Raw genomic sequence first — 12,363 nt, forward strand, 5'->3', positions numbered from 1 at the left:
GCAAGCGTCAGCGTCGTTGGTTAGAACCACAATGTCGCGCGTACCACGAGACCACGTGCGCGTGCCGCTGACGTCAATCCGAACCGGTATTGCACCGTGACGTCCAGATAACTTGCCGGCGCGCTGTACCGCCCTTCGCGGAACCAGTACCGCAACTGGATGCCGGGCCCGGCGCCGATCGCCGTCTTTTCCGGCTGTCGATTGTCGTGATCGCCGGCCACCGCGGCGTGCGGGTAGATGGTCAGCCGATCGCTGATCATCGGCAAACGCCAGGTGTGCCCGTAACGCAGCTCCGAATAAATGATGTATCGACCCGCGCTGATGAAGTACGCGCCCTCGACATACGCCTGCCAGCTGCGCCAGCTCGGTTCGGTGACCCTCAGGTCGGTCCCGGCCTCCGACGAATAACCCACGCGCATCAGCCAGTCCGTCATCGACAGGCTGCCGACGTGGAACAGCCGCTCGGCGGTCAGCACGACGTTCTGGTCGGGCAGCGGCTTGTAGCGCGCGCCCACCGAACCCTGCACGGTCGGCATGCCGGTCACGTTGCCCGTCCCGTCGTAGGCCGTGCCGTATCCACGCACGAAGAACTGGAAGATGCGGCCGTTCTGGTAGCCGATCTTCGGCGGCTGCCAATACGCTTCGATACCCGGCTGCAACACGCTGATCGTGCCTTGCGGGCCGAACGCGGCCGACTGGTACGGCGCGCTCAGCACGAACCCCCAGGTGCGCTGAAGCTGCTCGACTTCCCGTCGATAGCCGAACTTGTGCTGCGCATCGAATTTGTGTTCGTTCTCGTCGGCGTCGAGGCTGTGCTCGAACAGGTCGATGGACTCGTCGTTCAACCCGATCCGCTTGGCGGCATAACCCGCGTCCGCGTAGTTCATCGCGTTGCCGGCGCCGCCGGCGAATCCCTCCTGGAATGCGTCGAGTGCCTCGCGATCCTTGTGGTCGCGCAGCAGGTCATAGGCTTCCTGCAATTTCTGTTGCGCGGTATTGTCCACCGGCGCCTGGGCGGGCTGGTCTGCCTGCCGTGCCTGCGCCGCGATCGACGCGGCCATGTTGCGCTCGCCTTCGGTCGTCGCATCGCCGGCCGCGAGATCCGCCATCCGGATCGCGGTATCGCGGTCGCCCGCCTGCAGGCTCAACTGCGCGATGCGCAGCTGCACCACGGCCGATTTTTCATCGGCGAGCGGGGCCAGCGCAATGCCGGCTTCATGCGGACGATTCGCCGCGAGCGCGCTGTCCGACCAGGCGAGACGCAGGTTGCGCTGCTGCTCCTTGCTCCATGTCCCGGTTGCGACGGCGGCCGAGAAATCGCTGCAGGCGACGTCGTAGCGCATCTGCCGCTGCGCCAGGTAGCCGTGCTGCGCGCGCACCGCCGCACTCTTCGGAAAACGAACCATCAGCGATTCCACCAAGGCGTCCGCTTCGTCGACCTTTCCTTCCCGCCTGTATACGTCGACGAGCAGCAGCCCGAGCTGTTCGCTACCGGGCTGAATCCGGATGGCGCGCGACGCATACACTTCCGCGAGGGGCAGGTCGCCGGCATTGATCGCCTTGTAGGCGCTGTCGGCGAGCCGGTAGGCCTTGGGCGTCAGCGGCTGCGCGGCGGAGGCCGGCGCGTGCCACGCCAGCGACACGGCGATCGCCAGTGCGCTCAACCGGGCGCAGCGCTTGAGGCCGGCCGCGATCGGGGGTTTCGAATGCTTCATGCCTGTTCTCCCGACGGTTTCGTCACGAGGGCGCCCTGCTGCGCCGCCGGGTCGCCGTCGCGTGCGCGGGCGAGTTCGACGAAGCGCGAGTGCCGCGAGAGTTCGGCGGCAATCTCCGCATCGCAGGCGATGAAGTAGGCCACATTCGATCGGGCGCCGCGCCGCACGACGTCCTGTTCGTCCGGCGTGAGCGGTCGCCCGACCGCAACGTTCAACGTGCCGTCTTCCGCGGTCGAAAACGGCACGGCGTGGTACGCGTACTGCAGCTCGAATGCCAGCGAATCCGCGAAGTGGCCCACCGCGACGTTGCCGAGGCTCACCCGGGGCAGTTCGGCTTGCTCGGCGATTGCATCCGCGAGCGATTCGGCGGATATCGCGCAGCCTTCGACCAGCAGTTCACCGAGACGTTTGCCGCAGGTCAGCTGCTTCTCGAGGCTTGCCTGCAATTGCTCCAGCGTGACCACGCCCCAGCCGACCAGGATCTCGCCGACTTTCATGCGCGCTTTCCCGAGCGCTTCGTTCGACAGGTAGGTATGGCTGGTCTTGTCCCACGCGATGGGCTTGCCGGTCACCAGGTGGCCGATGTAGATGCGCCACGCACGGCAAACCGCATAGAAATTGATCAGGTTGTTGACAAACATCCGCGGGATCGACAACAGCCCCTGGGTCGGGCCGTTCAGCTTGCTGACGAAATGGAAGCGCTGCCCGGCCCGCGCAAACAGCATGGCGGTGTTGATCCACAGCAGCGGCGCGACCCAGTGGCTCGCCATGAAGAGCGGGGCGCCGACGGGGATGACATGGAGGGATCGCTGAAGTGCGCCGAGCAACAGGAAGTTGACCAGCACGCCATAGGCAATGACCGAAAACAGCGAGGTCACGATGCCCTTGCGATCGTGGAAGAACATGTATCGGGTGAGAAGATTGCCTTTCCAGCCGAGTTGCTCCCAGCCCTGAAAGGCGATGCCGAGGATCCAGCGCGTGCGCTGACGGTACGCGGTACGAAATGTCTTCGGAAAATACTCGCGCGTGGCCAGCAGGTTGCGATTGGTGACGCGACCCGTTGCGCGTCTTTCCGCTGCATCGCGCGTGATGCCCGTCAATGGAATGCATGCAAAGGTTTCCTTCATCCCCAGGTCTCTCAACCGGAAGCTGAAGTCGTAGTCCTCGGTCAGCGAACTGGTGTTGAACGGCGAGCCGTTGCGTTCCTTCATCGCCGCTTCGATCGAGCGCCTGCTGTAGCACGATGCAACGCCCGCGCCCGGGACGATGCCGGTCAGGCGGGCCCGAACCGGCACGTCCTTCTGGTGCGTTTCGCTGAAATCGTCCAGGTAGCATCCGGCGACGAACTCGTTCCATTTTCGCGGCAAGGACAGCACGGGAAGCTGGACCAGGTCGCTATCCGCCACTGCGTGGTTGAGGTACTTGAGTTCGACCGGATGAATGACGTCCTCGCAGTCGTGCATGACGACGCCCGCGAATTGAATCCGGTGAACCGCTTCGTAGCGCAGGATCGCTTCGATGATCCAGTTCAGGCAGTCCGCCTTGCAGGTCGGCCCGTCGTTCATCACGGTCGCGCGCGTGACCCTGCCCGGGTACCGGCGGACCATGCGTTCGACCTCGGCCGTGGTTTCGGCATCGTTGTGATAGGTGCCGACGAATATCACGTAGCGCTCGTACTCGAGGGTCGCCAAGGTGTTTTCGATCATCTTGGCGATCACGTCGTATTCCTTCCAGGCCGGAACCATCAGCGCCAGATGCCGTTCTTCCAGCCCGCGCAGCATGCCGATATCGATCGTTTGCGATTTTTCACGGCGCAGGATGCGCCGGATTTCAAACGACCAGTAACAGGCATCCAGCGTGAGGTCATCCAGTGTGCTCACCAGGATGACAATTGCGGTCACAATGGCGACAAGGTTAAGTGCGTATAAGTACGCACTCCAAATCATGTTATCCATCATTTTTTCCGCGATTTTATCTTTTATTTGATTATTTCCCCTCGTATCGACGAAAGACGAAAGTTCCCCGTCCTCGCCGGCCCCGTCACGTCCACTCCGTGGCTTGCGCCGCGCGAATTCCCGCCGTTCGAAAAAGCCGGCAGCACGCGAGCTTTCCCGATGTGGTCACGTTGCATCGCGAACGATGCAACGTGTTCAGTGGATGACTTTTTGACTGCCCGTTTACCGCTTGCCTGCCTCCGTCCCTGCATTCCTGATCGCCTGCAGCCGCTCTCCACCCGACGCTTGCGCAGTGCCCCCGCGCACCGACTCCGCAGCACACAGGTCATGTAGCAAGTCGTGCGCCATCGCTGCGCGACCCTTGACGTTACGTACATCGCGGCTAGCCGAACGGGATCGGCCCGCCGAATCCGAGCCAAATGTTTCAGTGCTGAAACACGCCGTCGATCGACCGGATGACACATCGTTTCCCGACCCGCTGCCGGGCCTCGATTGTCGCTGTCGGGAAATCGTCACGCGATTCCGGCGGTGACCAGCCGGATGAACCGGCGTCGAACCGGAAAGCCGGTGCTTCAGTCGTCATTGCACATGCATGTCGTCGGAGGAAATTTTCGCGTCGTGCTCGGCGAAGCTCGGCGATTGACTGGTTTTCCCTGAATCGTACGAACAGGGTTCGCGCGTTTGTCCGATTAAATTCATGACACCGCCGCGTTGCACGCCTGAAACGTTTTATCGACGCAATTTTTGAGTGGCGTCGATGCGTCAATTTCACCCCCTTAACGCAAGCCCATTTGCGACCGATGGTACGGATCTAGCTTGAAAGTAAAGCCATCTCCTCCCGGATTTATTTGTCTGGTTTCAATTGCGCAGCAAAAATCAACGACATGGCGCCCCGATTCCGGAGGGTGATTCTCCATGCTCGTCTCGTGAGCGAGATGAACTTATTTTGCATATCAAAGGATGAAAATCATGCCTTCGCATCGCAATGAATCTTTTCGAAACGGGTTGAGCATCGCCGGATCACTCGTCGCATTGATCACCATGTTCGCCATCGCCGTCGGCGTTCAGGATGCGAATGCGCAGGCGACAGGCAACGCTTCCGTCATGAATATCAAGCCGCCTCCGCTCCCGAACGGCTCGGCTCACGTCAACGTGAAAGCGGGGATGGCCGACGAGGATTGGGAGAAGGCATACAAGGAAACGGGGCGCCCGAAGTTCACCAAGAATTCCGTCAAGAAACTCAACGGCAATGTGGAACGCGACTAGGGAGAAACGGCCATGAAAAAGATCTTGCTCGTCATCGCCCTGCTAGCGGGGCTCGCGCAAATGACATTGCCCGGCACCGCGCACGCGCAGGCCACCACTGCCCATACGCTCGTGCTGTACGACAACCCGGCCAACGACCCCTATTCGAAGCTCGGCCTGATGTACAGCATCATGCTGAGGAACCTGCTTGGCCATTTCAATGCGACGATCGATCTGGTTCCGATCCAGAACTACACGTCCGGCATGGTCGGCAGCCACGACGTCACGTTCTATATCGGCGACTACTACAACAACCCGATTCCGACGGCGTTCATGAGCGACGTGATGACCACCAAGAAGACGGTGGTCTGGTTCAAGTACAACCTGTGGCAACTGGCCTGGAACACGGCTTTTACGTTCAATCAGACCTTCGGGTTCAGCTTCCTGGGCCTCGCGGGGATGAACGCGACGCCGTCGGCGAGCAATCCGAATCCGGGCTTCTACGATACGGTCACGTACAAGAACCTGTCGATGGTCAAGTACTACGCCTATAACGCGTCGACGGGCGTCATCAGCGCGGATCCGGACATCGGATTGACCCAGGTCGTCGATTCCACCAAGGCGCAAGCGCTCGTCACCATCAAGAACAGCCAGAGCGGCGCAACCGCGCCGTACATTATGCGCTCGGGCAACTTCTGGTACTTCGCGGACATGCCGTTTTCCTACATCGGCCCGACGGATCGCTACCTGGTGATCTGCGACATCCTGCACGACATCCTGCAGACCAATGCACCGGTGAATCATCGTGCGCTCGTCCGTCTGGAAGACCTCGACGCGTATACGACGACGAGTTCGATGCAGCAGCTGACGAATTACATGTACTCAAAGCACATTCCGTTCACGATGGCAACCATCCCGTTGTATACGGACCCGAACGGCTATTACAACGGCGGCGTGCCGGAGACGATCCATCTGGCGCAGGCAACGGGCCTCAAGAGGGCGCTGAACTACGCGCTCGCGCGAGGCGGCTCGATCGTGATGCACGGTTATACGCACCAGTACGATTCGACGCCGAACCTGCTGAATGCAGTCAGCGGCAGCGACTACGAGTTCTGGTACGCGGTGCAGAACCGGCCGGTTGATGAGGACTCCATCCCGTGGGCGGAAGGCCGAATGGCCGACGGGCTGCTCGAGTTCACGCTCAACGGCTACAAGATCGTCGGCTGGGCCGCGCCGCAGTACCAGATGTCGCCGGCCGCGTCGTCGGCGACGGCCCTCACGTTCCCGACCACGTTCCAGCGGGCCGTGTACTACACGTCGACCAAGCCGCAACTCGGAACGGGTGCCGCCAACCAGGACTTTTCGGCCGGGCAGTTTTTCCCGTACATCATCAACGCCGATTACTACGGGCAGCGGATCGTTCCGGAGAACCTGGGCAGCGTGCAGTACAACATCTGCAATATCGACCCGTTCTCGTGCATCACGTACACGTGGCAGCAAATCGTGACCAATGCCCGGTATGGCCTGGCGGTACGCGACGGTTTCGCGTCGTTCTTCTTCCATCCGTACTGGCTTGAACCGGATCTCGGATTGCCGGCGTTCCAGGACTTCCAGAGCATGATTACCGGCATTACGAATCTCGGCTACACGTGGGTGGACGGCACGACGGCCAAGTGATGCAGGCGTAGCGGCAGCCCTGTGCGACCCGCATTGCCGATGCGGGTCGCTCGTTTGCGTTCGATCGGCTACGATGACGCGCAGGCATGCTTCCGGAGAGCCAGCGATGACCACGTACGCGATCCCGGCCTGGCGCAGGATTCAACGGCGTATGGGCCGGCTTCGGCTCGCCGCGCGACCGGGCCCGCTTTCAGTCGCGCCGCGTTCACCCCGGGCGGCGACGCTCGCGGCGATCGGCGCCTCGCTCGTCGTGGCCGCCTGCAGTTGGACCGCGCACGACGTGCACGCGGACGGCATCGTCTGGCAGGTGGACAACTCGACGACGAATCCGGTCGGCAACTGGCAGATGCTCGGCATTCACGATCTGCTGATTCAATGGACCGTCGTCGACGACACCGCGTTCATCGCCGGCACCTCGATCCAGCCTGCCGCGCACCTGCCCGACTGGGAGCGCATCGGTCGTGAGCCGTGGGCCAGGAACGTCATCCTGGGGCTGGCCGGCTACCAGGACGAAAAACGGGCGCGCACCCATCTGTCGACGCTCGCCGACCAGTCGCTGGAAGTGGCGCGCGCACCGGTTCCGCTGCATGTCGCCGGCTACTACTTTCCGGTCGAGATCGATCCGACCTGGCAGGACGCGCCAAAGCTCGCCGCCGTCCTGCAACGGCTGCCGCGGCCGCTCTGGGTGAGCGTGTACGACCAGACCAACATCGGCGGAAAGGCGCTCGCGGACTGGCTCGCGGCGTGGCTGCCCGCGGACGTCGGCGTGTTCTTCCAGGACGGCTGCGGTGTCTATGCCCGCGAGCCGTATGTCGCGCGCGCCTACCTCGACGAACTGGTTGCAAAATTGGGCAAGCGACGCGTGCGGGTCATCGCCGAGGCGTTCAGGCCTGCCGAACGGGGCGGATTCCGTTCGGCCAGCGCCGACGAGCTGGGCAAGCAACTGCTGGCGTATCGCGGTTATCCCGTCTACCTGTTCGATGGTCCGCACTATGTGTCGGACGACCTCACGCGCACGCTCTCGACGTGGAAGCCGAAGCCACCTCCGGCCGCGCCGGTGGGCACGGCGCACTGACCCGGTTCGGACCCGGCGAGCGGGGCGGCCAGGGCGCGCGTGCGGCGAAACAATCGGGCGGATCGGCTTTCCGGCGGCAACGCGTGCCCGGCACCCGGCGCCGGCATGCCGGCGTACGCGGCCGATCGTCCATTTGCTGCTCCCGCGCCCCCCCATTTGATGACCAAACCGCAAGACCTAGTGCATAGATATCGTTTGCCGCGGCCTTAATGACTATCGACAATCGTGGCTCGATTTCGCCGCCGTGGCGCCAGAAGTGCCGCGGTGGCCGGTACCTGGCGGCTATCCCGGCCGTCCGCGCCATCCAGCTCACGACGACATGTACGCGTTCACTCCCTCATTCCAGAATCCCGCCGGCTCGCCGATCCGCGAACTGTTCAAGTACCTGTCCGAACCGGGCATGATTTCCTTCGCGGGCGGCTATCCGGCCAGCGACCTGTTCGACGTCGACGGCCTGAACGCGGCCGCCGTGCGCGCGTATGCGCAGCCGGTGCGCTGCCTGCAATACGGCCCGACCGATGGCCTCGCCGAACTGAAGCAGCAGCTAATCGCGTTGATGGCGCGCCGCGGTGTGGCGTGCACGGCGGCGGAGCTGCTCGTCACGACCGGTTCGCAGCAGGGGCTCGACCTGTTGCTGCGCGTGATGGTGTCGCCCGGCGACGTCGTGCTGACCGAGCAGCCGGCCTATCCGGCGACGCTGCAGGCGATGCGTCTGCAGCAGGCGCGCATCGTGACGATTCCGGTCGACGGCGCGGGGCTCGACGTCGATCGTCTCGGCGAACAGCTTTCCTCCGGCACGATCGCGCAGCCGAAGCTGCTCTACACGGTCCCGACCTTCGCGAACCCGACGGGCGCGACGCTCACACGCGAACGACGGCTGAAGCTGCTGCGTCTCGCGGTGCAATACCGCTTCCTGATCGTCGAGGACGATCCGTACGGCGACCTGCGTTTCGCGGGCGAAGCCGTGCCGTCGATGCTTGCGCTGGCCGACGAAGTGGACGGCGCACGCGACTGGATCGTGCATTTCGCGAGCCTGTCGAAGATCGTCGCGCCGGGGCTGCGAGTGGGCTGGACGATCGCGCCGGCCGAGATCGCGCGCCGCTGCGTGATCGCGAAGCAGACGGTCGACCTGTGCAGCACGCCGTGGACGCAGGCGACCGCCGCCGAGTATCTGGCCGACGGCGCGCTCGAACGCCATCTGCCGCGCATCACGGCCGCTTACCAGCGCAAATGCGCTGCGATGTGCGACGCATTGCGCGACGGCCTCGGCGATGCGATCGAGTTTCATCGTCCCGAAGGCGGGATGTTCGTGTGGGCGCGGATCGGCGCGGTGTCGTCGGACGTGCTGCTGCAACAGGCGATCGCGAACAAGATCGTGTTCGTGCCGGGCAAGGCATTCTTCGCGGACAACGTCGACGCGGCATCGCTGCGCCTGTCGTTCGCCGCGCCGGACGTCGATGCGATCCGGGAAGGCGTCGCGCGCCTCGTGCGCGCGTATGGAGCGGCGCTCGCCGCGTGAGGAGACAGCAACGTGAACATCACCGTCAACGACACCGTATCGATGGGCGCGGCACCGCGCGCGGGCGATAACCGGCCCGTCGCGCACCGCTCGTCGCAGATCAGCGCAGGGCCGCAGTATGTGGCCGACGTGCTCGGCCGCTTCGGCGCACAGCCGGCGGACGACATCGGCGACGCGGCATCGGTCGTGCTCGGCTACAACTGAGCCGCGCGGCGACGGCCGGCGCGCTGCATGCATGCCGGCGCCGCCGCAAGCGGTTAAGCTTGCGCGATCGCAACACGCACGATCGCCGCTTCGCCATGTCCGACTCAACTTCCGAATCGCTCGCGCAAACATACGAGCGCCTCTGGTCCTGCCTCGCATCCGGCGTGAGCGCGCAGCGTTCGCCGTTCACGATGCTGCAGGCCGCGACGCTCGGTATCGACGGCGCGCCGAAGGTACGCACGATCGTGTTGCGTCAGGTGAACCGTGCCGATCGTGTGCTGTCGTTTCATACCGATGCGCGTTCGGAGAAGGTCGCGGAGCTGCGCCGCGATCCGCGCATCGCGCTCGTCGCCAGCGATCTCGATGCGCTCGTGCAGATTCGCGTGGAGGGCGTTGCGTCGGTCTGCGACGACGAAGCGCAACGCCGCGCGATCTGGCAATCGAGCCGCCCGCATACGCTGCTGCTGTATCGCGCACCATTGCCGCCGGGCACGCCGGTCGAGTCGCCCGAAGCCGCGCATGTGTCGGCGAGCCCGCGCGCCAATCCCGACGACGACGGTTACGAGAACTTCTGCCTGCTTCACGTGAACGTGACGCGCATCGACTGGCTCGAACTCGCGCGCGCCGGCCATCGCCGCGCGGTGTTCGACCTGCACGAAGGCGGCTACGAAGGGCGGTGGATCGCGCCCTGAGCCGGACGTTCACGCACCGCTTTCGACGTGACGGGCCAATGCCGCGGCGAGGTACTGCTCGCCGTCGTCGATCGACCCGACGATCGCGGGCGCGCTGACTTCTCCCCAGAACGGCAGACGCCACTGCGGATCGGGGTGATGCCCCAGGACGACGGCCCGATACAGGCCATCGGGCCGTTGCGCAATCAGCGTGACCAGATGCCGATCGGCGACGTGCGTTTCGGCAACGGGTTGCTCGCCGGGCATCAGCACGCCCGTCCAGATGCCGCCGTGTCGTTCTTCCCATTCCATCGGATCATCTCCTCGCCGCATATCGCCCGTTGCGGGGTTCGCCGCCGGCTGCCCGGGATCGCACACGGCGCCTACGCGCTCCTTCCCGCACCACGGCTGCCCGCCGAATCGGGTGAATCGGGCGGCCGCCCGTCCGATGCCGCCTGCGTGGTCATCCATTCGCGCATCACGACGATGGCGTCGTCATCGCGCCGCTCGGCCGGATACACGAGATAAAACCCCATCGACAGCGGAAACGCGAAATCGAACGGCTTGCACAGGCGGCCGGCGGCGATGTCGCGCTCGACGAGCGGATCGGTGGCGAGCGCGATGCCCTGGCCGGCGACGGCCGCATCGATCGCGAGCGACGTCTGGTTGAAGCGCAGCCCCTTGTGCGGATCGAGGTCGACGGGCTCCGGCATCGCGGCGAGGAACTCGGGCCACAGGTCGTGCGCGTCGTGCAGCAGCACGTGGCTTGCGAGCGCGCGCGGCGACGCCGGCGCGGCCAGCAGCGCGGGGCTGCACACGGCACACACGTCGAGCGGGAACAGCGCATGCGTGGCGAGATGCTTGCCGAACGGCGGCTTGCCGTAACGGATCGCGAGATCGACGCCGTCATGGCGGAACGTCGCGATCTGCGGGTCGGCGATCACGCGCACGTCGTAGTCGGGATGCGCGTCGGTGAAGTGCGCGAGCCGCGGAATCAGCCACTTCGACGCGAACGACGGCGTCGTGCTGATGGTCAGCGCGGCGCGCCGCTTCACGAGCTTGTCGGTCGCGTCGGCGATCGCGTGCAGCGCGCGCTGCACGTCGGAGAAATACGCGGCGCCGTCGTGCGTCAGCGCGAGGCCGCGCGGCAGGCGTTCGAACAGCTTCAGGCCGAGCACGTCCTCGAGGTGGCGAACCTGCTGCGCGACGGCGCCCTGCGTGACGCCGATCTCGTCGGCGGCGGCGCGGAAATTGAGGTGCCGCGCGGACACTTCGAACGCGCGGAGCGCATTCAGCGGCGGCAGGCGGGAGGGGCGAGGCGGCATCGTCAGGCTGTAGAAAAACTATCGGCTGGAGGCAGAAATACTGGTTCGACAGTCGGTATCGATGCGCCTACATTACCACCATGGCGCACCGAACGGCGGTTGCGCGGCGGCAGGATTCGAATGAGGAGCAGATCGTGACTGTAGAAAAAGTGGCGTTGATCACGGCGGCGGGCAAGGGCATGGGCGCGGCGATCGCGCGCGAACTGGCGGCGACGGGTTATCGCGTCGCGCTGATGTCGCCGTCGGGCAGCGCGGTGGCGCTCGGCGAGGAACTGGGCGGATTCGGCATCCAGGGTTCGGTGACGGAAGAAGCCGACATCGACCGGCTGGTGCAGGAAACGCTCGCGCGCTACGGCCGCATCGATGCGGTCGTGAACAACACCGGGCATCCGCCGAAGGGCGAGCTGCTGGCGATCACCGACGACAACTGGCATGCGGGGCTCGACCTGATCCTGCTGAACGTGGTGCGCGTGATGCGCCGTGTGACGCCGGTCTTCCAGAAGCAGGGCGGCGGCGCGGTGGTCAACATCTCGAGCTTCGCGGCGGACGCGCCCGAGCAGCCGATGCCCGTTTCGTCGGCACTGCGCGCGGCGCTGAGCGCATGGACGCGTCTTTACGCGGAACGTTACGCGGCCGAGCACATCCGGATGAACGCGGTGCTGCCGGGCTTCATCGACAGCTGGCCGGAAACGCCGGAGATCGTCGCACGCATCCCGGCCGGCCGCTTCGGCAAGACCGGCGAGATCGCGAAGACGGTCGCGTTCCTGCTGTCCGACGGCGCGGGTTACATCACCGGGCAGAACATTCGCGTCGACGGCGCGATCGTCAAGGCGCTCTGAGCGTCGCGCGGGCGAGCGGCCGAAGCGGCCGGGCCGCTCGCCGCGCAGTCGCTACAAACGCGTACAAACCAGACAAATCCGGGATACATCAGACCTTTCAAATGGGCGACGCCGCGTGAGCCGGGCGCGCCGGATTGA

General features: G+C 64.7%; 11 protein-coding genes. 7 read left to right on the forward strand and 4 right to left on the reverse strand.

From position 1 onward, the window contains the following. Positions 1-20 precede the first annotated feature (20 nt). Positions 21-1,715 (reverse strand): NfrA family protein, encoded by a 1,695-nt coding sequence (locus L810_RS02120; protein WP_021156706.1) that lies wholly within the window; start codon positions 1,713-1,715, stop codon positions 21-23. Further along, complete coding sequence (locus tag L810_RS02125; protein WP_021156707.1) at positions 1,712-3,673, reverse strand: glycosyl transferase family protein; 1,962 nt, start codon at positions 3,671-3,673, stop codon at positions 1,712-1,714. The genes L810_RS02120 and L810_RS02125 overlap by 4 nt, the downstream gene beginning before the upstream one ends. A 957-nt stretch (positions 3,674-4,630) precedes the next feature. Here L810_RS02125 and L810_RS02130 point away from each other — a divergent pair. From L810_RS02130 to L810_RS02155, 6 genes are all read left to right on the forward strand, one after another. Further along, the gene (locus L810_RS02130; protein ID WP_081062585.1) at positions 4,631-4,936 is read left to right on the forward strand and encodes a hypothetical protein; all 306 of its coding nucleotides are present in this window, start codon (positions 4,631-4,633) and stop codon (positions 4,934-4,936) included. A 12-nt stretch (positions 4,937-4,948) separates the two neighbouring features. After that, positions 4,949-6,592, forward strand: coding sequence for a DUF2334 domain-containing protein (locus tag L810_RS02135; protein ID WP_021156711.1), 1,644 nt, complete (start codon positions 4,949-4,951; stop codon positions 6,590-6,592). 106 nt (positions 6,593-6,698) lie between these two features. After that, entirely contained in the window at positions 6,699-7,667 is a 969-nt protein-coding gene (locus L810_RS02140) for a hypothetical protein (RefSeq protein ID WP_042972855.1), read from the forward strand. 319 nt (positions 7,668-7,986) lie between these two features. Further along, positions 7,987-9,186 carry an aminotransferase-like domain-containing protein gene (locus L810_RS02145; protein ID WP_021156713.1) on the forward strand — a complete coding sequence of 400 codons (1,200 nt, stop codon included), beginning with the start codon at positions 7,987-7,989 and terminating at the stop codon, positions 9,184-9,186. Between the two features lie 12 nt (positions 9,187-9,198). Continuing rightward, positions 9,199-9,390, forward strand: coding sequence for a hypothetical protein (locus L810_RS02150; protein ID WP_021156714.1), 192 nt, complete (start codon positions 9,199-9,201; stop codon positions 9,388-9,390). A gap of 95 nt (positions 9,391-9,485) precedes the next feature. Then, positions 9,486-10,082 carry a pyridoxamine 5'-phosphate oxidase family protein gene (locus L810_RS02155; protein WP_042972867.1) on the forward strand — a complete coding sequence of 199 codons (597 nt, stop codon included), beginning with the start codon at positions 9,486-9,488 and terminating at the stop codon, positions 10,080-10,082. 9 nt (positions 10,083-10,091) lie between these two features. Here L810_RS02155 and L810_RS02160 read toward each other — a convergent pair whose 3' ends face one another. After that, positions 10,092-10,373, reverse strand: coding sequence for a hypothetical protein (locus L810_RS02160; protein ID WP_021156716.1), 282 nt, complete (start codon positions 10,371-10,373; stop codon positions 10,092-10,094). A gap of 71 nt (positions 10,374-10,444) precedes the next feature. Then, the gene (gene gcvA / locus L810_RS02165) at positions 10,445-11,386 is read right to left on the reverse strand and encodes a transcriptional regulator GcvA (protein WP_021156717.1); all 942 of its coding nucleotides are present in this window, start codon (positions 11,384-11,386) and stop codon (positions 10,445-10,447) included. Between the two features lie 134 nt (positions 11,387-11,520). Between gcvA and L810_RS02170 the strand changes: the two genes are divergently transcribed. After that, the gene (locus L810_RS02170; RefSeq protein ID WP_027790713.1) at positions 11,521-12,225 is read left to right on the forward strand and encodes an SDR family oxidoreductase; all 705 of its coding nucleotides are present in this window, start codon (positions 11,521-11,523) and stop codon (positions 12,223-12,225) included. The last annotated feature ends 138 nt before the right edge of the window (positions 12,226-12,363 follow it).

This window comes from Burkholderia sp. AU4i, assembly GCF_000466765.1.
Classification (GTDB): domain Bacteria; phylum Pseudomonadota; class Gammaproteobacteria; order Burkholderiales; family Burkholderiaceae; genus Burkholderia; species Burkholderia cepacia.